The sequence below is a fragment of the Streptomyces sp. NPDC051452 genome (genome assembly GCF_044454765.1).
GTDB lineage: Bacteria > Actinomycetota > Actinomycetes > Streptomycetales > Streptomycetaceae > Streptomyces.
Map to the genome: position 1 here is coordinate 49,531 of NZ_JBITEB010000019.1, position 19,903 is coordinate 69,433.

The 19,903-nt window shown below is 72.1% G+C and carries 19 protein-coding genes and 2 pseudogenes; 12 read left to right on the forward strand and 9 right to left on the reverse strand.

Annotation, left to right across the window (positions count from 1 at the left end; translation table 11 throughout):
- The first annotated feature begins 390 nt into the window (after positions 1–390).
- The 7 genes from ACIBA9_RS32560 (at position 391) to ACIBA9_RS32590 (ending at position 6,604) form a co-directional block, all read left to right on the forward strand.
- On the forward strand, positions 391–1,161 hold the full coding sequence (locus ACIBA9_RS32560) for a HipA family kinase (RefSeq protein WP_362155835.1): 771 nt from the start codon (positions 391–393) through the stop codon (positions 1,159–1,161).
- The gene (locus ACIBA9_RS32565) at positions 1,158–1,607 is read left to right on the forward strand and encodes a DUF3037 domain-containing protein (protein WP_362155832.1); all 450 of its coding nucleotides are present in this window, start codon (positions 1,158–1,160) and stop codon (positions 1,605–1,607) included. Before ACIBA9_RS32560 ends, ACIBA9_RS32565 begins: the two co-directional genes overlap by 4 nt.
- Positions 1,608–1,753: 146 nt before the next feature.
- Positions 1,754–2,515 carry a 3-oxoacyl-ACP reductase FabG gene (gene fabG / locus ACIBA9_RS32570; RefSeq protein ID WP_362155829.1) on the forward strand — a complete coding sequence of 254 codons (762 nt, stop codon included), beginning with the start codon at positions 1,754–1,756 and terminating at the stop codon, positions 2,513–2,515.
- A gap of 30 nt (positions 2,516–2,545) precedes the next feature.
- Positions 2,546–3,310 carry an SDR family oxidoreductase gene (locus tag ACIBA9_RS32575; RefSeq protein ID WP_399368702.1) on the forward strand — a complete coding sequence of 255 codons (765 nt, stop codon included), beginning with the start codon at positions 2,546–2,548 and terminating at the stop codon, positions 3,308–3,310.
- Between the two features lie 202 nt (positions 3,311–3,512).
- On the forward strand, positions 3,513–5,090 hold the full coding sequence (locus tag ACIBA9_RS32580; RefSeq protein WP_399368704.1) for an ABC transporter substrate-binding protein: 1,578 nt from the start codon (positions 3,513–3,515) through the stop codon (positions 5,088–5,090).
- Positions 5,091–5,171: 81 nt separating this feature from the next.
- Positions 5,172–5,858 carry a uracil-DNA glycosylase gene (gene ung, locus ACIBA9_RS32585; protein WP_399368706.1) on the forward strand — a complete coding sequence of 229 codons (687 nt, stop codon included), beginning with the start codon at positions 5,172–5,174 and terminating at the stop codon, positions 5,856–5,858.
- Positions 5,859–6,088: 230 nt separating this feature from the next.
- Positions 6,089–6,604 (forward strand): hypothetical protein, encoded by a 516-nt coding sequence (locus ACIBA9_RS32590; protein WP_399368708.1) that lies wholly within the window; start codon positions 6,089–6,091, stop codon positions 6,602–6,604.
- Between the two features lie 199 nt (positions 6,605–6,803).
- Here ACIBA9_RS32590 and ACIBA9_RS32595 read toward each other — a convergent pair whose 3' ends face one another.
- Together ACIBA9_RS32595 and ACIBA9_RS32600 are read right to left on the reverse strand one after the other, a co-directional pair.
- A complete protein-coding gene (locus ACIBA9_RS32595) occupies positions 6,804–7,277 on the reverse strand; it encodes a hypothetical protein (RefSeq protein WP_399368874.1) in 474 nt (157 codons plus the stop codon).
- 129 nt (positions 7,278–7,406) lie between these two features.
- Positions 7,407–7,547: pseudogene (locus ACIBA9_RS32600) on the reverse strand (UTRA domain-containing protein); the annotation flags it as partial.
- A gap of 117 nt (positions 7,548–7,664) precedes the next feature.
- Between ACIBA9_RS32600 and ACIBA9_RS32605 the strand changes: the two are divergent.
- Together ACIBA9_RS32605 and ACIBA9_RS32610 are read left to right on the forward strand one after the other, a co-directional pair.
- A pseudogene (locus ACIBA9_RS32605) lies at positions 7,665–7,994 on the forward strand (FAD-dependent monooxygenase); the annotation flags it as partial.
- Positions 7,995–8,018: 24 nt separating this feature from the next.
- Positions 8,019–8,930 (forward strand): Gfo/Idh/MocA family protein, encoded by a 912-nt coding sequence (locus ACIBA9_RS32610; protein ID WP_399368710.1) that lies wholly within the window; start codon positions 8,019–8,021, stop codon positions 8,928–8,930.
- On the opposite strand, the gene lnt is transcribed toward ACIBA9_RS32610, so the two are convergent.
- The 6 genes from lnt to ACIBA9_RS32640 form a co-directional block, all read right to left on the reverse strand.
- The gene (gene lnt / locus ACIBA9_RS32615) at positions 8,848–10,425 is read right to left on the reverse strand and encodes an apolipoprotein N-acyltransferase (RefSeq protein WP_399368712.1); all 1,578 of its coding nucleotides are present in this window, start codon (positions 10,423–10,425) and stop codon (positions 8,848–8,850) included. The two genes, ACIBA9_RS32610 and lnt, sit on opposite strands and share 83 nt — an antisense overlap.
- 127 nt (positions 10,426–10,552) lie before the next feature.
- Positions 10,553–11,035 (reverse strand): nuclear transport factor 2 family protein, encoded by a 483-nt coding sequence (locus ACIBA9_RS32620; RefSeq protein WP_362155807.1) that lies wholly within the window; start codon positions 11,033–11,035, stop codon positions 10,553–10,555.
- Positions 11,036–11,146: 111 nt separating this feature from the next.
- Positions 11,147–13,264 (reverse strand): restriction endonuclease, encoded by a 2,118-nt coding sequence (locus ACIBA9_RS32625; RefSeq protein WP_399368714.1) that lies wholly within the window; start codon positions 13,262–13,264, stop codon positions 11,147–11,149.
- 201 nt (positions 13,265–13,465) lie between these two features.
- Positions 13,466–13,645, reverse strand: coding sequence for a hypothetical protein (locus ACIBA9_RS32630; RefSeq protein WP_362155802.1), 180 nt, complete (start codon positions 13,643–13,645; stop codon positions 13,466–13,468).
- Between the two features lie 395 nt (positions 13,646–14,040).
- Positions 14,041–14,916, reverse strand: a complete 876-nt coding sequence (locus ACIBA9_RS32635) for an undecaprenyl-diphosphate phosphatase (RefSeq protein WP_399368717.1) — start codon at positions 14,914–14,916, stop codon at positions 14,041–14,043.
- A gap of 137 nt (positions 14,917–15,053) precedes the next feature.
- Positions 15,054–15,524, reverse strand: a complete 471-nt coding sequence (locus tag ACIBA9_RS32640; protein ID WP_399368719.1) for a winged helix-turn-helix transcriptional regulator — start codon at positions 15,522–15,524, stop codon at positions 15,054–15,056.
- Positions 15,525–15,637: 113 nt separating this feature from the next.
- Between ACIBA9_RS32640 and ACIBA9_RS32645 the strand changes: the two genes are divergently transcribed.
- The gene (locus ACIBA9_RS32645) at positions 15,638–16,807 is read left to right on the forward strand and encodes a thiolase family protein (RefSeq protein WP_399368721.1); all 1,170 of its coding nucleotides are present in this window, start codon (positions 15,638–15,640) and stop codon (positions 16,805–16,807) included.
- Positions 16,808–16,838: 31 nt separating this feature from the next.
- Here ACIBA9_RS32645 and ACIBA9_RS32650 read toward each other — a convergent pair whose 3' ends face one another.
- Positions 16,839–17,606: a TVP38/TMEM64 family protein gene (locus ACIBA9_RS32650; protein WP_399368723.1), complete on the reverse strand. Its 768-nt coding sequence runs from the start codon at positions 17,604–17,606 to the stop codon at positions 16,839–16,841.
- A 49-nt stretch (positions 17,607–17,655) separates the two neighbouring features.
- On the opposite strand from ACIBA9_RS32650, the gene ACIBA9_RS32655 reads away from it, so the two are divergent.
- Both ACIBA9_RS32655 and tuf read left to right on the forward strand, forming a co-directional pair.
- On the forward strand, positions 17,656–18,378 hold the full coding sequence (locus ACIBA9_RS32655; protein WP_399368724.1) for a DNA alkylation repair protein: 723 nt from the start codon (positions 17,656–17,658) through the stop codon (positions 18,376–18,378).
- Between the two features lie 289 nt (positions 18,379–18,667).
- On the forward strand, positions 18,668–19,849 hold the full coding sequence (tuf, locus tag ACIBA9_RS32660; RefSeq protein ID WP_399368726.1) for an elongation factor Tu: 1,182 nt from the start codon (positions 18,668–18,670) through the stop codon (positions 19,847–19,849).
- The last annotated feature ends 54 nt before the right edge of the window (positions 19,850–19,903 follow it).

The window sequence follows — 19,903 nt, forward strand, 5'->3', positions numbered from 1 at the left end:
GGAGGACATCTCATGTGTGTTAGCGCTAACATCCAGCGCCGATTTCCGTTGTCGATGGGTGGGTTGACTGGGATACCCGAGTGGAATCGCAGGCGAAGTTCGTGCCTCGTGATCTCGCCTGACGCGGTGATGTGCAACGAACAGCACTTGGTTCGCGCGGACTTGAGCGCTAACAGATCCCGGACGATTGTTGCCGCAGGATTGCGCGGCGGTCAACGGTCGTGCGCGGAACTCCTCCGTCGCGGACGGGTACCCGCGGGCTCCCACCCGCGAGCACGACCATCGCGGCGAGGGCCGGCGTCCAGGGGTGAGCACGGTCCGGAGCATCGTTCAAGACCCCGGCGGACGGCTCGTCGATTGCCAGGCGGGCAGGTCGGCTAGCCTGGCGAAATGCTGCGAGAAGTCACCGCGACCCGCTATATCACGCCACTGCGTGAGGGCGGCTCGCTGCCGGGCCTCGTCGAGGCCGACGACTTCGGGACATACGTCCTGAAGTTCACCGGTGCCGGACAGGGCCGCAAGACGCTGGTCGCCGAGGTGGTGTGCGGTGAACTCGCCCGGCGCCTCGGCTTCCGGATGCCCCGACTCGTCACCGTCCTGCTGGACCCCGTCCTCGGGCTGGGCGAGCCGGAACAGCAGGTGCAGGACCTGCTGCGGTCCAGCGGCGGCGCCAACCTCGGCATGGACTTCCTCTCCGGGGCCCTCGGCTACGACCCGCTCGCCTTCCCGGTGAGCCCCGAGGAGGCCGGCCGGATCGTCTGGTTCGACGCGCTGATCAACAACGTCGACCGGTCCTGGCGCAACCCCAACCTCCTGGTGCACCAGGGCGAGCTGTGGCTCATCGACCACGGCGCCACCATGATCTGGCACCACAACTGGCCCTCCGCCGACACCTCCGCGGCACGCCCCTACGACGCCTCCGATCACGCCCTCGCCCGTTTCGCGCCGGATGTCGCGGCCGCCGCGGCCGACCTGGCGCCCCGGGTCACCGAGGACCTCCTCGCCGAGGTCACCGCCGAGATCCCGGACGCCTGGCTGACCGGCGAGCCCGGCTTCGACACCCCGGACGACCTGCGCCGGGCCTACGCCCGGCCGCTGCTCGCGCGCGCGGCCGTCATCGCCGGTCGCGTCACCGGCACCGGCTCCGAGGAGGGCAAGTGAGCGAGCGCCACATCCACATGGCCGGCCATGTGACCGAACGGCACATCACCCGGGCGGGCCAAGGCGGTGACCGGGACGTGTTCGAGTACGCGCTGCTGCGGGTCGTGCCCCGGGCGGAGCGCGGCGAGTGCATCAACGCGGGGGTGATCGTCTACTCCCGCGCACAGGCATACGTCGGCGCCCGCACCCATCTGGACGAGGCCCGGCTGCTCGCGCTGGACCCGCTGGCCGACGTGGCCGGCATCCGGGCCGCGCTCGGGGCCGTGGAGAAGGTGTGCGCGGGCGGCGCCGGGGCCGGACAGGCCGGCGGGGACGATGCCGGGCGGCGCTTCCGCTGGCTGATCGCGCCCCGCTCCACCGTCGTGCGGCCCGGTCCGGTGCACACCGGTCTGACCTCCGACCCGGCGGCCGAGACGGAGCGGTTGCTGGACCTCCTGGTGAGGTAATGGATCACACCGGCCGGATGTGCCGTTGACACCGGGTGCCAGGGCTTCTAGCGTCACGGGTGCTGAAGGTACTAAGCGGTCGCTCACCGCACGCGGGGTTCGATCCGAGGGCCCCGCGGGTTCTCTCAAGGGCGAGGAGAAGCAGCATGTCCACCACTGAACAGCGGGTCGCGGTAGTCACCGGCGCGGCGCGCGGGATCGGCGCCGCCACCGCCGTACGACTGGCCGCCGAGGGCCGGGCCGTCGCCGTGGTCGACCTCGACGAGGCCGCCTGTAAGGACACCGTCGAGAAGATCACCGCGGCCGGCGGCAAGGCCATCGCGGTCGGCGCCGACGTGTCCGACGAGGCTCAGGTCGAGGCGGCCGTCGCCCGGATCGTGGAGGAGCTGGGCGCCCCGACGATCCTGGTCAACAACGCGGGCGTGCTGCGCGACAACCTGCTGTTCAAGATGAGTGTCTCCGACTGGGACACGGTCCTGAACGTGCATCTGCGCGGCTCCTTCCTGATGACCAAGGCGGTCCAGAAGCACATGGTGGACGCGGGCTTCGGCCGGGTCGTCAACCTCTCCTCCTCCTCGGCGCTCGGCAACCGCGGCCAGGCCAACTACTCGGCGGCCAAGGCCGGTCTTCAGGGCTTCACCAAGACCCTCGCCATCGAGCTGGGCAAGTTCGGCATCACCGCCAACGCCGTCGCCCCCGGCTTCATCGCCACCGAGATGACCAAGGCCACCGCCGACCGCGTCGGCATGGGCTTCGACGACTTCAAGAAGGCCGCCGCCACCCAGATCCCGGTGCAGCGCGTCGGCGAGCCCGAGGACATCGCCAACGCCATCGCCTTCTTCACCGGCGAGGCGGCCGGCTTCGTCTCCGGCCAGGTGCTGTACGTCGCCGGCGGACCGCTCGACTAGGGACTTCCGGAAACACAAAGGATCACGGACATGACTGAACTTCCGGAGCTCTCCGGCAAGGTCGCCCTCGTCACGGGCGCGAGCCGCGGCATCGGCTACGGCGTCGCCGAGGCGCTCGTCGCCCGCGGCGACCGCGTGTGCATCACCGGCCGCAACGAGGACGCCCTCAAGGAGGCCGTCGACAAGCTCGGCGCCGAGCGGGTCATCGGCGTCGCCGGAAAGGCGCACGACCTCGCCCACCAGAGCGAGGCCGTCGAGCGCACCGTGGAGGCCTTCGGCCGCCTCGACCACCTGGTCAACAACGCCGGCACCAACCCGGTGTTCGGCCCCATCGCGGACCTCGACCTGAACGTCGCCCGCAAGGTCTTCGAGACCAACGTGATCTCCGCGCTCGGCTTCGCCCAGAAGACCTGGCACGCCTGGCAGAAGGACAACGGCGGCTCGATCGTCAACATCGCCTCGATCGCGGGCCTCGCGCCCTCCCCGTTCATCGGCGCCTACGGAGTCAGCAAGGCCGCGCTGATCAACCTGACCGAGCAGCTGGCGCACGAGTTCGCGCCCGGTGTCCGGGTCAACTCGATCGCCCCGGCCGTGGTCAAGACGAAGTTCGCGCAGGCCCTGTACGAGGGCCGTGAGGCGGAGGCGGCCACCGTCTACCCGCTCGGCCGGCTCGGCGTGCCCTCCGACATCGGTGGCGCCGCCGCGTTCCTCACCTCGGAGCAGGCGGGCTGGATCACCGGCCAGACCCTCGTCGTCGACGGCGGCCTCTTCCTCAACGCCGGTGCGGGTGCCTGACCCGCTCGGCCCGGTCGTCTCTTTCGGGCGCCGTTTCACAGCGGAACGGCGCCCGGAACGGCGTACCCGATCCGGCACGGCGAGATGACAACGTCGTCATAGCTCAATCGATCAAGAAGTGCTGTTCCAGGGGAGGTTCGGCGGTCCGGACGCTGCGGTATGGTCTGCCGACCCTTGGCATGGCAGATCGAGGAGCGTGCGCGTGTTCAACCGGAACCGATTCCTGCGGAGAGTCGCGGCGATCGCGTCCATATCCCTGGTGGCCGGGTGCAGCCTGCTGTCCGACGACAACGCCGACGGCAAGGGGGCGATCGTGGTGGGGACCACCAGCGCGCCCAGCACCCTGGATCCGGCCGGCGCCTGGGACGGCTCCTGGGAGCTGTACCGGAACATCTTCCAGACGCTCCTCGCCTACCCGAACGGCGCCACCACCCCGCAGCCCGACGCCGCCCAGAGCTGCGCCTTCACGGACTCCTCCAGCCGTACCTACCGCTGCAAGCTGCGCGAGGGGCTGAAGTTCTCCGACGGCGACCCGCTGACCGCCGGGGCCGTCAAGCACTCCATCGACCGCATCCGCACGATCAACGCCCCCGGCGGACCCGCCGGCCTGCTCGGCAGCCTGGACCGGGTGCAGGTACTCGGCGACCGCGAGTTGGTCTTCCACCTCAACCAGCCCGACGCCACCTTCCCGTTCGTGCTGGCCACCCCCGCCATGTCGATCGTCGACCCGGACGACTACCCCGCCGGCTCCCTGCGCAAGGACGACGACGTGCGGGGCTCGGGACCCTACAAGCTCCAGTCGTACGAGGACGACAAACAGGCCGTCCTCGTCGCCAACGGGAACTACAAGGGCTTCGCCGAGCGGAACAACGACCAGGTCACCATCCGCTACTTCCAGGACTCCGCCAGCATGGTCGCGGCACTGCGCGCCAAGCGGATCGACGTCACCTACCGCGGTCTCGCCGCCGACGACATCGTCGCCCTCCAGCGGCAGGGCACCTCCGACCTGCAACTGGTCGACGGCGCCGGCACCGACATCAGCTACCTGGTGTTCAACCCCAAGGACCCCTGGGCCAAGCAGCCCGCCGTACGCAGGGCCGTCGCCCAGATCGTCGACCGGGGCGCGATCGCGCACAAGGTCTACAAGGACACCGTCGACCCGCTCTACTCCATGGTCCCCAAGGGCCTGACCGGCCACGCCACCGGCTTCTTCGACGACTACGGCGACCCGAGCGTGCCCAAGGCCCGCAAGATGCTCGGCGACGCCGGCATCCACCAGCCCGTGCCGCTCACCTTCTGGTACACCACCGACCGCTACGGCTCCGAGACGGCGCTGATGTTCCGCGAGCTGAAGCGGGAGCTGGACGACTCCGGTCTGTTCACCATCACCCTCAAGAGCCGCCCGTGGAAGTCCTACGTGGTCGGCTACCAGAAGGGCGAGTACCCGGTGTTCGGCCGCGGCTGGTTCCCGGACTTCCCCGACGCGGACAACTTCATCGCCCCGTTCGTCGGCGACCACAACGCCCTCGGCACGCCCTACCCGGTCAAGGAGATCACCGGCAAGCTGCTGCCCCACTCGCGCGCGGAGAGTGATCGCGCCCAGACCGTCAAGGACATGGAGCGGGCCCAGCAGATCATGGTGAACGACGCCCGGCTGATCCCGCTGTGGCAGGGCAGGCAGTACGTGGCGGCCAGCGACGACATCTCCGGCGGAGAACAGTCACTCGACCCGTCGACGATCATGATGATGTGGATGCTGCACCGCAAGACCAGCTGGTGAACACCCTCGGGGCACCGGTTGTCAGTGGTCGCCTGTAGGTTCTGAAGCCTGGAAGCGACCGTAGATCGTGAGGACGTTGACGTGACCGACATCGCCATGCTGCCCGAGTCCTGGCGTGGGGTTCTGGGTGACGAGCTGCAGCAGCCCTACTTCAAGGAGCTGACCGAGTTCGTCGAGGAGGAGCGGGCGAGGGGCCCCGTCTACCCGCCGCGCGAGGAGGTCTTCGCGGCACTGGACGCGACGCCCTACGACAAGGTCAAGGTCCTCGTCCTCGGCCAGGACCCGTACCACGGCGAGGGCCAGGGCCACGGTCTGTGCTTCTCCGTCCGCCCGGGCGTGAGGACCCCGCCCTCCCTGCGGAACATCTACAAGGAGATGCGGGAGGAACTGGGCCTGCCCATCCCGGACAACGGCTATCTGATGCCCTGGGCCGAGCAGGGGGTGCTGCTGCTCAACGCGGTGCTCACCGTGCGGGCCGGCGAGGCCAACTCGCACAAGGGCAAGGGCTGGGAGAGGTTCACGGACGCGGTGATCCGCGCGGTGGCCTCCCGGCCCGACCCGGCGGTCTTCGTCCTGTGGGGCAACTACGCGCAGAAGAAGCTGCCGCTCATCGACGAGACGCGGCATGTGGTGGTCAAGGGGGCGCACCCCTCGCCGCTGTCCGCGAAGAGGTTCTTCGGCTCCCGTCCCTTCACCCAGATCAACGAGGCGATCGCCGCGCAGGGCCACGAGCCGGTCGACTGGCGCATCCCGAACCTGGCCGACTAGGGCCTTTCATTCGGGTCAGGCCGGCCGGGATCGGGGGCGCCGCACGGCCTGCCGGACCCCGCGACTCCGGCGAGATCCGGAAGCAGGGCCCCAGTCGGTCGCGGCCCCCGCCGCCGGCGGTCTCGGCGCCGTGCCGTGCGGGGCCGCCTGACCGGGAATGGCGACGCCGCCGGTTAGCGTCGGAGCAGACAGCTGTCGCAGCGGACAGCTGACGACGGCCGGAGGACGCGGTGGCGGAGCGACGGGAACAGGCGGCGCCGGACGCCGTGCTGACGCGGATCGGTCAGGTCGTCATGCTGCACCACGCCGGCGACCGCGAGGAGGCCCGCAGCCGTCTGCTGGACCTGTGGGCGGAGATCGGCCAGGACGGCGACCCGCTGCACCGCTGCACCCTGGCCCACTACCTCGCCGACACCCAGGACGACCCGTCCGACGAACTGGCCTGGGACCTCAGGGCGTTGTCGGCGGCCGAGGAGCTGGCCGAGGGCCGCGGCGGGGATCCGCTCAGCGTCCGCGGCTTCTTCCCCTCGCTGCATCTGAACCTGGCCGCCGACTACGTCAAGCTGGGCCGCGTCACGGCCGCCCGCAGCCATCTGCGCCGGGCCCGCACCACGGCGAGCGACCTGTCCGACGACGGCTACGGCGACGGCGTCCGTGCCGCGATCGGCCGCCTGGAGTCGAGGCTGGACGGCGGCGGCACACCGGACGGCGACCCCCTCGGTCCGCCCCGGCCCCGACCGAGCTAGGGCCTGTCTGACAGTTCGCGTCGTCGCCCGAAGGGCGGCGCGGCGTCAGGTGCGTGCTCTGGGGGTCCCCCCGGCCGAAGGCTGGGGGAGCGTGCATGGCGTCGCGCGGCAGACGCGAATTGTCGGACAGGCCCTGGGGCCGGCGGGGCCGCCGGGTTCCGCGCGGACCGTCCGCGCGGTCGGTGTCCGGCCTGGGGGGTCAGTGTCCGTAGGTCCGGTCGCAGATGACCGACTCGGGGCTGTCGCCGCGCCAGCCGCCGTACGTCCTGCCGAGCGCGCACACATCGGGGGCCCCCGGGGCCGGCCGCGGCACATGGGGGACGCGGCCGTGCGGCCGGCGGCGGTGGTCCGGACGCGGCCGGGGGTGCGTGGGTGCGGCCGGGACCGCAGCGGCGGCAGGCGGCCGGTGCGCGGCCGGTGGCGCGGCGGGGGGCCGGGGCGGGGACGGCTGCCCGGGGTGCCGTGACGGTCCGACCATCTCCAGCGCCTCCCGGGCCGGTGCCTGCACCGCGCGGGGCCCGGCGCTGCCGTCCGGCCGGGCTGCGGCCCGCCGCGAGGGCGCCGAGTCCGACGCAGACCCGGGAATCGGCGGGCGCTCGACCGTCACACAGCCGGAGAGGGCCGAGACGGCCACGGCGACCAGGAGCGCTGCGATGGTGGTGGATCGATGCACCCGGGCAACTCTGCTGGGCCGGTCCCCGGGCGCGCAGCCGGGACCGGGGGATACGACCCCCGCACGGGTGATCTCGCGCCCCGTACGGGGGGTTCCGGGGAGCCGGGGTGACGTCGGCCGACGGGCGGGGACGCTGAAGCTCACGGCGTCCGAGCGGTAGCGGTCGTCGGACCACTCCACCGGGCGCCCCTCGCGTGTGGTGGTCACCCGGCTGACCCGCAGCAGGGGACTCGTCCGGCGGACCCCGAGCCGCTCGGCGTCCCGGGGACCCCGGGTCGGCCCGCCCGAGCGCGCGGACACGGGCTCTCGGTGGCCCAGCACGCCCGCCGGCAGTTCCCGCAGACCCTGAGGATCCGCGCAGGGCACCCGCGGGCTGAAGGACCGGCCATGGCCGAGCCCCCTCCCGCCTGCCACCGCCGCCGGGTCGCCCTGTTCGGTGACGCCGCCCACACCATGCCCCCGGCCCTGGGCCAAGGCGGTAACCAGGCCGGCTCCACGGCCGCCCGGCCGCCACGCACCGCGGCCATCGCCCGCAAGGCCGTCCGGGTCGCCCGTCCCGACATGGCACGCGGCCGCGCCGCCGTCGCCGCACGCGACAGCACCGCGATCGCGGTCCTGTCGAAGGCCGGGCCGGCGCTCCTCCCGCGAGGCTTCGACGACATCGCCGACCGAGGGCCCCCGTATGCTTCCGGACAGACGCGTACGGACAAGCGGTAAGCGGTAAGCGGTGGGAGAGCGCACGTGAAGGTCGGCTGCATCGGGCTCGGGGACATCGCGCGGAAGGCGTACCTACCGGTGCTGAGCACACAGCCGGGTCTCGAACTGCACCTGCAGACCCGTACGCCCGCGACACTCCACCAGGTAGCCGACACCCTGCGCCTGCCCGGCGAGCGACGGCACACGAGCCTGGACTCCCTGCTCGCCGCCGGCCTCGACGCGGCCTTCGTGCACGCGCCCACCACCGTCCACCCCGAGATCGTCACGAGGCTGCTGGAGGCGGGCGTACCGACGTACGTGGACAAGCCGCTCGCCTACGAACTCGCCGACTCCGCCCGCCTGGTGGACCTCGCCGAACAGCAAGGCGTCTGTCTGTTCACCGGCTTCAACCGCAGATACGCACCCGGGTACACGCAGTGCCTCGACCATCCGCGCGAGCTGATCCTCATGCAGAAGAACCGGATCGGGCTGCCCGAGGAACCACGCTCGATGATCCTGGACGACTTCATCCATGTCGTCGACACCCTGCGGTTCCTGGCACCGGGTCCGGTCGACGACGTCACCGTGCGCGCCCGCGTTCGCGACGGGCTGCTCCACCACGTCGTGCTCCAGCTCGGCGGCGACGGCTTCACCGCGCTCGGTGTGATGAACCGGCTCAGCGGCTCGGCGGAGGAGATCCTGGAGGTGTCCGGGCAGGACAGCAAGCGGCAGGTGCTCAACCTCGCCGAGGTGATCGACCACAAGGGGCAGCCGACCGTGCGCCGGCGCGGCGACTGGGTGCCGGTGGCCCGGCAGCGCGGTATCGAGCAGGCGGTCCTCACCTTCCTCGACGCCGTCCGCGCCGGCCGGGTGCTCAGCGCCCGGGACGCGCTGGCGACTCACGAACTGTGCGAGCGGGTGGTGCGAGCGGTTCAGGACCGCTCCGACGCAGCCTGAGCGCCCGCACCCCCTCCGTGGCGCACAGCGCGGCCAGCACCAGCAGCGCCCCGTGCACCGGCCAGTCGCCGTAGCGGACGTAGGGCGTGGTGCCGTGCGCCAGCGGTACCTCGTACATGCGGGCGCCGCTCGTGTCGGTGCCGAGCCAGGGGCCGAGACGCTCGCCCTGCGGGCCGTACACCGCCGACACACCGGTGAGCGTCGCGTGCACCATCGGGCGGCCGGTCTCCGCGGCGCGCAGCGCGGCCAGCGAGGCGTGCTGCTCCGGGGCCCAGCTGTGCTGGAAGGAGGAGGTGGAGGACTGGCCGAGGAGGACGTCGGCGCCGTCCTCGGTGAGATGCCGGCTCATGTCCGGGAACGCGGTCTCGAAGCACACCAGTGGTCCGACCCGCAGCCCGTGCCCGACGTTCATCACGACCTGCTCGCTGCCGCGCCTGCGGTCCTCGCCGGCCGCCTTGCCCATCGAGGTGACCCAGCCCAGCAGGGAGCGGGCCGGGATGTACTCACCGAACGGGACCAGCCGCATCTTGTCGTACCGGTCACCGGTCGGGCCGTCGGGGCCGACCAGTACCGAACTCTTGTAGATACCGGGCCGGTCGGCGCGGCGGGCGTCCACGTTCACCAGCACGTCGGCGCCGGTCGCGCGGGACAGCGCGCCGATCCGCCGGGCCAGGTCGGGCCGGTCGTCCAGGTCGAAGCCGACACTGGACTCGCCCCACACGACGAGATCGGCGCCCTGCCCGGCGAGCTGCCGGGTCAGCCGCTCCTCACGCGCGAAGCGCTTCTCCGCGCTGTCCTGTCCGTCCACGATCCCCGGCTGGACGACGGCGATCCGCACCCGGCCGTCGACGTCCGGTCGCGGCGCCCACACCCACGCCGCCGAGGTGGCGGCCGCCGTGGCGACCAGCGCGGCCACGGCCGGTATCCGCGCCTCGCGGACGGACAGCAGGACGGCCGCCGCCACGTTGACGGCCACCACCAGGAAACTGAGCAGCCACACCCCGCCCACCGATGCCAGCCGCAGGGCCGGCCCCACCTGCCACTGGCTGGAGCCCAGCATGCCCCACGGACCGCCGAGGCCCTGCCAGGAACGCACCAGCTCCACCGCCAGCCAGGCCGACGGCAGCACCAGCAGCGCGGCGGTGCGCCGCACCGGTGACGACGGCCCGCCGAGGAACCGGCGCACCAGCCAGCCCCAGGGCGCCCAGAGCGCGCCCAGCGAGAGGGCTATCAGGAAGATGAACACGTGCAGGCTGGGCAGCAGCCAGTGGTGCACGGCCACCAGGTAGCCGAAGCCGCCGCACCAGCCGTCGTACGCCGCCCGCCGCCCGGTGGGCGCGGAGCGGGCCAGCAGCATCCACGGGACCAGGGCGACGTACGCGAACCACCACAGCGAGGGCGCCGGGAACGCGAACACGGGCAGGGCGCCCGCGAGAACGGCGGCGCCGGAGCGCCGCCAGGGGGAGGTGAGCCAGTGGTCGATCGTCGTCCTCATACGGACCCTCCCTACCCCGCTCTGCCCCAAGTGTGCGTGCCGGGAGCGATCTCCGACAGTGCGCGTGGGGCAGGGCGACCGGTGGCCCTCGAAGCGCTGCGGGAGCCGCGCGGCTTGGGGTGTGCGCTCAGCCGGCCGCGTCCGCCGGGCCGCGCCCGGGCAGACGGCGCCACTTCTCCTGGACGATCACCTCGCGCAGCCGCCAGCCGTCCCGGGTGCGCAGCAGCGAGAAGTCGTAGCGGCCGCCGCACACCAGGTCGGGGGCGGTGGGTTCGCCGTCGCCGGTGAACCGCATCGGGTTGAGGTAGTCGGCCCGCAAGCGCGCGGTGTCACCGGTGTCGTGGTCGAGGACGTCGAACCGCACGCGGCGGTTGACGATCAGATGCTGGCGCATCGCGAACGCCGCCAGGTTCTCGGCGAGCCATCCGGCGATCCGCGGCGCGTCGCCCTCGATTCCACCGGCCGAACGGTAGTCGGCCCGCCCGTCCGCCGTGAACAGCCCTTGGTACGCCGTCCAGTCCCCGTCGTCCACCGCCATGGCGTACTCGGTGATCAGTTCGTCCACGGCCAACCGGTCCATCACGGTCGCAAGCTCCACACGCTGCGTCATCGGCACAGTTTTGGGCACGCGGGCCCCGGAGCCAAGAGGCGCGCCCGATATTGACGGGTGCCCGGTGCCTTCTTCACCCCGAGCCGCCCGGTGAGCGAACACGTACGCGGGTCAGTCGACCTCGATGCCGAAGTCCCGGACCAGTTCCGCCAGACCCCCCGGGTAGCCCTTGCCGCCGAGCACGAACTCCCAGTCCCCGTTGGTTCTGCGGCGGAAGGAGCCGAGCACCAGGGCCGTCTCGCCCGGGCGGCCGTCGGACACCTCGAGGCGTCCCCGTTCGGCGAGCCCGGGATCGAGGAGGCGGACGCGGGCGTCGGTGAAGCCGGAGAGGTCGCCGTGCGGGTCGGCCTCCGGATCCACGGCGGCCACGAGGACGAGTCGGTCGGCCTCGGCCGGCAACGCGTCGAAGGAGACGCCGATCGCGGCCTTGTCGGGTGCGGTGGCGGGCAGGGCGCACACGGATCCGTCCGGTGTCCGTGGATTGTTGAAGAAGACGAAGTGACCGTCGCTGAGGACCTGGTTGCCACGGCAGACGAGAGCGCACACGTCCAGGGCGGCTGTTCCGGTCCACGACATGCCGAGGACGTTGTGGTCGGCGGGCAGTTGGAGGTCCGCAACCGTCGGCGTCCGCGTCGGAACGGGTGCCTGCGTCGGAACCGGTGTCCGGGGCGCCGCGGTTCGCGGGGCTCCCTCGCCCAGGCGGCCCCGCAGCCCGTGGCGACGCAGCAGGTCGACCAGTTCGGTTCCCGAGACGAGTTCCAGCGGCTTGCCGGCCGCGAAGGTGCGGGAGCCGGGCCCGAACCCCGACGTCGTGACGAGTACGCCCTTGTTGGCGCCGGCGTCCTGCACGGTCCCGTACAGATCACGCACCGCGGTGGGCGGCACCGTGTTGCGGTAGCGCTTCACCTGGACGACGATCTTGCCGCCCCGGATCGGTGTCGGATCCAGCGCGTCGACGTCCACGCCGCCGTCGTTCGAGCGCTGGGTGGTGACCGCCCGCATCCCCATGGCCCGGAAGAGGTCGGCCACGAGGTTCTCGAAGGCGATGGGGTCCATGTCGTACAGGTCGGGCTCGTCGTCGTACCGCGCGGGCCGGTCGTCGCCGCCGTGCGTGACCACGCGGTTTCCGACCTCCTGCGGCCGGCGGCCCGGCCGTACCGGAGTCAGCTGGTCGGGACGGGCCGAGAGCTGGCCGCGCAGCGCGTCGGCCAGACAGCTGCAGGCGTCCACCTGGGCCAGGCGCAGATCGCGGAACGTCGAGCGCGCGGCCATGACGGTGGCCAGGTGGATGTGGCCGGGCCGGCCCGTGGTGGGGTCGTGGCCGTCCACGAACCCGTTCAGGGCCACCGACTCGAGGGCGCCCGGCTCGTCCGCGGCGAAGAGTTCGTGCAGGACGAGCAGCATGCACTGCGCGAGGACCTCCCGGTACAGCGCCCTGCGCTGGCCCACCGGCCGGGGGGTCTCCTTGTCCTGGTCCACCCCGGCGAGGTAGCGCACGGACTTGACCTCGGGGACGACGTCGTAGCCGGGCAGCTCCCAGTCCAGCACCAACTGTCCCGCCGCGGAGTCGTACGCCGCGGCCACCTGACGAGGGAAGCCCTCCGGCCACGCGGTCGAGGCGTAGAGCGCGGCGGAGAAGTACTCGACCACGGAGTCGGGTTCGCGGCGCCCGACGCCTTCGGTCAGCCGGGTGACGCCGGTGTTGTGCCGTCGTATGTCGGACAGTCGGGCATCGGCCCAGCGCCGGTACTCGTGCTCGTACGACGCCAACCGCTGCCGCCGCTCCGCCTCCGCGGCCTGGGCCGCCTGCCAGTCGCGCTCGAAGCGGGCCCGGGCTTCGGCCTGCGCCTGCGCCCGGCGACCGGCGGTCCATCCGCTCTGCGGCTGGTACTGCTCGAAACTCGGCAGGGGCACGGGCCGCGCCAGTGGCCCGGGAGCGAAGGGCTCGATCTGTTCGGGGCGCAGGAGGGAGGAGGCCCGGAAGGCCGGAGCGTGACATCCCGAGGCGAGCAGGCCTTGCAACGAGGCGACCTGTGCGTCCAGTTCCTCGGTACGGCGCAGTGCCTCCGCCTGCCGGTACTCGCGGTGGCTCTGGGCGACTTGCCGCTGATAGGCGCGTGCCTGCTGGGCTTCCTGTCTGTGCCGTCTGGCCTCGGCTTCCGCCTGGCGCTGCTGCTGTCGCTGCGCCTCGGCCCAGACGCCGACCAAACCGTTAGAGCGACGACTCATGTGGTGCAGGCCCTCCCCAAGGCGCCCTGGCCGTCCCCACAACCAGGCGTAAGAGGACGACTGTATCCAGCAATGGCCGTCTCGCCTATCCACTGGGCGAAGAGTGACGCGGCCCGGCCGCCGCCGAGGCGTCCGGGTGTTCCGGGGTGCCGGGCCGCCCGATCCCGGCGCGCCCTTCGTGACGCGGAGGTGGCCTCGCTCTCAGGCGGCTTCGCTGATCTTCTCGCGCATCGCGGCGGCCCATTCGACGACCAGCAGTTCGTACTCCGTGCGCTCCTGGGCCGACAGGGTGCCGCCCGTGCGCAGCCACAGCGCCCGGATCTGCTCGTTCACCTGAGCGGCTGGCCGCACGGAACCAGGGGGCATGGAATCGGGGGACATGCGGACAAGCCTAGGGGCAAGTACTGACACTGCGCTACCAGGTCGCTACAGAGAAGGTATGCGGTTGGTCACCGGCGAACCCGCCTCCGTGCGGGATCAGTGGTTCAGTCCACCCAGCCCAGGACGCATATGCCATGCCGGGCCGCCTCGCGGAAGGAGGCGGTGACGAGGGTGAACTACCGGTCCGGGCAAGCCCGTACGTTCACGGTGAGCCGTCCGAACCCGCAGGTCGCGGCCGCCTCGCAGGGGCCGGCGGGGCCGGCGGCCAAAGTCGCGAGAGCCTCGCCCGGGCCGAAGGCGCGGGGCACGCGGGAGATGTCCGAAACGGGTGCGGGCCGGGGGCCGGCGCGGTCCGCCCGACGAAGGCGTCGGCGCGCCCGGCGCGGCCACATCCGTCAACCGGCCGACTCCGCCGCGTGAGGGCTCAGCACATCCGCGCCGACCAGGGCGATGATGGCGACGCCGAGGGCGATCCGGTACCAGACGAACGGCATGAAGCTCTTGTGGGAGATCCATTTCATGAACCAGGCGATCACCGCGTAGCCCGAGGCGAACGCGATCACCGTCGCGAACAGGGTCGGGCCCCAGGCCACATGGCCCTCGCTCACCGAGTCCTTCACCTCGAAGACGCCCGAGGCGAGCACCGCGGGGATGGCCAGCAGGAAGGAGTAACGGGCCGCGGCCTCGCGCCGGTAGCCCATGAACAGACCACCGCTGATCGTCGCGCCGGAGCGGGAGACTCCGGGAATGAGCGCGCAGGCCTGGCAGAGACCGAAGACCAGGCCGTCCTTGACGCCCAGGTTCTCCAGCGTCTTGCGCTGCTTGGGCGCCCGATGCCGGCCGCCGGTCTCGTCCCGGGCCGCCAGCCGGTCGGCGACGCCTATGACGACGCCGACGACGACGAGCATGGTGGCGGTGATCCGCAGATCGCGGAACGGCCCCTCGATCTGGTCCTTGAGCGTCACACCGAGCACCCCGATGGGTATCGAGCCGACGATCACCAACCAGCCCGTCCGCGCGTCGTGGTCGCGCCGCATCGCCTTGTCGAACAGCGAGCGGGACCAGGCCGAGACGATCCGGCCGATGTCCCTGCGGAAGTAGATCAGGACGGCGGTCTCCGTGCCGATCTGCGTGATCGCCGTGAATGCCGCCCCGGGGTCCTGCCAGCCCGAGAACGCCGCCGTCAGCCGCAGGTGCGCGCTGGAGGAGACGGGCAGGAACTCGGTCAGCCCCTGGACGAGTCCGAGGACGAGGGATTCAAACCAAGACATGGCGGCACGGCGTCCAAGTACTGAGGGGGAAAGGCTGATCATGTGATGAAGGCAGGGTAACGGGCCCGGATGCCTTGACGAGCACGGGGGTTGGCCGGTCACGGGACCTGGGCGCGCGCCCCGGGAGGGATGTCGTGTCAGGCCGCCGTCGGGCCCGCGACCGTCCAGCCCGGGGTCTGGGCGTGCGCCGTCAGGTCCTCGTGGCGCACGGGGTCGCCGCAGGCCTGGCAGGTGACCACCGGCACCAGTTCGTTGCCGCAGGCGTGCTCGACGGCCATGGGGAGGTCGGCGCCCTTGCGGACATGGCGGTCGCCCCACTCCTTGAGGGTCATCAGGACCGGCTCCAGCTCCAGACCCGCCTGGGTGGGCCGGTACTCGAACCGCTGCGGGCGCTCGCTGTAGACCCGCTTGGCGAGGATCCCACCGTCCACGAGCCGGCGCAGCCGGGTGGCCAGGACGTCACGCGGGGCGCCGATGTTGCGCACGAGCTGGTCGAAGCGGCCGTTGCCCAGGCAGACCTCGCGCAGCACGAGCAGGGAGTACTTCTCGCCGACCAGCGCGAGGGTGTCGGCGATCGAGCAGGGGCGCGGATCCTTCGTGGCGGCCATGCGGCCAGTCTACGGGAGGGTTTGATTTTCCAACCCACCGCGCTATGGTCAGTTTGGATTTCCTACTCGCTGACTCCGGGGCGGGTAGCCAAGCGGCCAAGGAGGCCCGCACCATGCGAGACGCCGTCATCGTCGAAGCCGTACGCACGCCCATCGGCAAGGGCAGGCCGAACGGCTCCCTCGCCCACGTCCACCCCGTACAGCTCCTCGCGCACACCCTGCGCGCCCTGGTCGAACGCTCGGGTGTGGACCCGGCGCTGATCGACGACGTCATCGGGGGCACCGTCGACCAGGTCGGCGAGCAGGCCATGAACACCACCCGGTACGCCGTCCTCGCCGCCGGTCTCCCCGAGACCGTCCCGGCGACCACCGTGGACCGCCAGTGCGGCTCGTCCCAGCAGGCGGTGCACTTCGCGGCGCAGGGTGTCATCGCGGGCGCCTACGACCTGGTCGTCGCCTGCGGTGTCGAGTCGATGAGCCGGGTGCCGATGTGGTCCAACGTGCCCCCGGACAAGGACCCCTTCGGACCGGGAGTCGCGGGCCGCTACCCGGAGGGCCTGGTCCCGCAGGGCATCAGCGCCGAACTGATCGCCGCCAAGTGGTCGCTCACGCGCGCGGGCATGGACGAGTTCGCGGTCTCCTCGCACCACAAGGCCGCCGCGGCCTGGGAGGCCGGCCTGTTCGACGCCGAGGTGGCACCGCTGGACGGCGTCTTCCGCGACGAGTGCGTACGGCCCGGCAGCACCCCGGAGATCCTCGCCGGCCTCAAGCCCGCCTACCACGACCCCGGTTTCGCCGAGCGCTTCCCGCAGATCGAGTGGAACGTCACCGCGGGCAACGCCAGCCCCCTCAACGACGGCGCCTCCGCCGTCCTGATCACCTCCGGCGAGACCGCGGCCCGTCTCGGCCTGCGCCCGCTGGCCCGCCTGCACAGCTTCGCCGTCACGGGCTCGGACCCGCTGCTGATGCTCACGGGCGTCGTACCGGCCACGGAGAAGGTGCTGCGCCGGGCGGGGCTGCGACTCGACGACATCGACCTGGTCGAGATCAACGAGGCCTTCTCCAGCGTGGTCCTCGCCTGGCAGCAGGAGACCGGCGCCGACCTGGCGAAGGTCAACGTGCACGGCGGCGCCATCGCCCTCGGCCACCCGCTCGGCGCCAGCGGCACCCGGCTGACCACCACCCTGGTCCACGCGATGCGCGAGCGCGGCGCCCGCTACGCCCTGCAGACCATGTGCGAGGCCGGCGGCCTGGCCAACGCGATGATCCTGGAAGCCGTCTGACGGCCCCGAAGGCGTCCGGACCGGTCGCGGCTCAGCGGCCGCGCAGGTGGTGGCGCTTGCGCCAGGCCACCACCGTGCCGAGCAGCGCCGGTACGGCGATACAGCCCATCGCGATGAGGAAGGCGGGGGAGGTCGGCGAGGAGGCGCGGGCGCCGGCGACCGCGTAGGCGGCCGTGTTCGGGATCGAACCGAGCGCCGTGGCCAGCAGGAACGGCAGCCAGCCCATGCGGGAGACGGCGGCGCAGTAGTTGGCCGCCCAGAACGGCACCCCCGGAAAGAGCCGGGCCGCCAGCATGGACCTCAAGCCGTGCCGGCTGAGCTGCCCGTCGGCCGCCTTCAGCCAGCGGCCCCGCAGAAGCGGGCGCAGCGCGTCCTGACCGAGGAGCCGCCCCAGCCCGAAGGCCACCCCGGCCCCGAGCACCGTGCCGGCCAGTGCCGTCCCCAGCCCCAGCTGAGACCCGAACAGCGCGCCCGCCGCCAGGTTCAGCAGGGGGCGTGGCACGAACGCCACCGTGCACAGCCCGTACGCCACCGCGAACACGACGGCCGCGGCGGCCCCGCCCAGTTCTGGCGGCCACCCCTCGGTCAGCAGCCGCTGCGGCTCGAACAGCAGCACGGCCGCCGCGGCGCCCGCGAGCAGGGCGAACAGCAGGGACAGCCGGGTGTACGGGGACAGCAGCACGCGCGTGCAGCGGGCGGCCGGCCCCGTGCGGCGCGGGGACGGTACGGATACGTCGAGCTCCGTGGCGCCGGCCAGGGCCGTGGCCGTGGCGGTGCCAGAGCGGTTGGCAGCGAGCATCAGGCGACAGTAACCGACAGATGTGTGGGATCGCCGTATGGTTCGTCGCATGACCGTCACAGGTGCGGCGCCGCCGGAGGTGCCGCGCAGCGCCCTCGCCGACGTCGTGCTCGAACGCCTGACGGCCGTGTACGGCGCCGCGGCCGACCCGGGGCGGGCCGCCCCCATGCGGGCCTATATGAAGGACGTCGCACCCTTCCTCGGCATCCCCACCCCGGCGCGCCGCGCCCTGTCGCGCACCGTGCTCGCCGGCACCGCCCGCCCCACCGAGGCCGACTGCACCGCGATCGCCCTGCGCTGCTGGGAGCTGCCCGAGCGCGAGTACCACTACTTCGCCGTCGACTACCTGCGCCGCAACGCGCCCCGCTGCTCCGCCGCCTTCCTCCCGGTCGCCAGGCACCTCGTCACCACCGTCCCCTGGTGGGACACCGTCGACCTGCTCGCCGCGCACGTCGTCGGAGCCCTGGTCGCCGCCGAGCCACACCTCGCCTCCGCCATGGATGCCTGGATCACCGACGGCGACCTGTGGGTAGCGCGTACGGCCCTGCTCCACCAGCTGGCCTACAAGGAACGCACCGACCACGAGCGCCTGTTCGCCTACTGTCTGCTCCAGTCCGGCCATCCCGGCTTCTTCATCCGCAAGGCGATCGGCTGGGCGCTGCGCGAGTACGCCAAGACCGACCCCGACGCCGTACGGACCTTCCTGGCGCGCGAGCGGGGCCGGTTCGCGCCGCTGACCGTCCGCGAGGCACTGAAGAACATCGGCGCCTGAACCCGGCCCGGGGAACCGCTCACCCCCCTGTCCCGGCCACCGCCGAAAACCATTCGACGCCGGACAAACCGTCGGCGATGATCGACGCCATGTTCCGGTACGCCTTCCTCCTCGCAGCATCCGCCGTCGCGGATGCCCCGAAGGCTGCCGTCCCGTTTCTCGTGGCCGCTGTCGACGGCGCCCGAAGCTGACCCTCTCCGGATCGTCCGGCGGACCCCGCAGGGGGAGGGTCGGCCAGTCCCCGGGGTCCCGCCATCCCGTACGACCCGAGAGACTCCGAGGTACCGCCATGTCCAAAACGGCCTACGTGCGCACCAAGCCGCACCTGAACATCGGCACCATGGGTCACGTCGACCACGGCAAGACCACCCTGACCGCCGCCATCACCAAGGTGCTCGCCGAGCGCGGCACCGGCACGTTCGTCCCCTTCGACCGCATCGACCGCGCCCCGGAGGAGGCGGCCCGCGGCATCACCATCAACATCGCGCACGTCGAGTACGAGACCGACACCCGCCACTACGCCCACGTCGACATGCCGGGGCACGCCGACTACGTCAAGAACATGGTCACCGGCGCCGCGCAGCTCGACGGGGCGATCCTCGTCGTCTCCGCGCTCGACGGGATCATGCCGCAGACCGCAGAACACGTCCTGCTCGCCCGGCAGGTGGGCGTCGACCACATCGTCGTCGCGCTCAACAAGGCCGACGGCGTGCGTGACGAGGAACTCGTCGACCTGGTCGAGCTGGAGGTCCGCGACCTGCTCACCGCGCAGGGCTACCCGGGTGACGCCGTGCCCGTGGTCCGCGTCTCCGGGCTGCGGGCGCTGGAGGGCGACCCGCGCTGGACGGCGTCCGTCGAGGCGCTGCTCGACGCGGTGGACACCTATGTTCCGATGCCCGAGCGGTATCTGGACGCGCCGTTCCTGCTGCCGGTGGAGAACGTGCTCACCATCACCGGCCGGGGCACGGTCGTCACGGGAGCCGTTGAGCGGGGCACCCTCCGCCCGGGGGACCGGGTGTCGGTGCTCGGCGCCGACGTGGAGAGCGTGGTCACCGGCCTGGAGACGTTCGGCAGGCCGATGCGGGAGGCGCAGGCCGGGGACAGCGTCGCCGTCCTGCTGCGCGGGGTCCCACGCGACGCCGTCCGGCGCGGGCATGTCCTGGCGGCGCCCGGGAGCGTGGTGCCGGCCCGGCGGTTCTCGGCGCGCGTCCATGTGCTGTCGGCGCGCGAAGGGGGCCGTACGACACCGGTCGCCACCGGTTACCGGCCCCAGTTCCACATCCGTACCGCGGACGTGGTGGGCGACGTCGACCTGGGCGAGGCCACCGTCGCCCGGCCCGGGGAGACGGTCACCATGACCGTCGAACTGGGCCGTGAGGTCCCGCTGGAGCCCGGACTCGGGTTCGCCATCCGCGAGGGCGGCCGGACCGTCGGGGCGGGGACCGTCGTCCAGGTGGGCGACCAGGGGTGAGGCGCGGGGGCGTGGGACGGCCGGGGCCGCATCTCGCGCCCCCGCACTCACGCG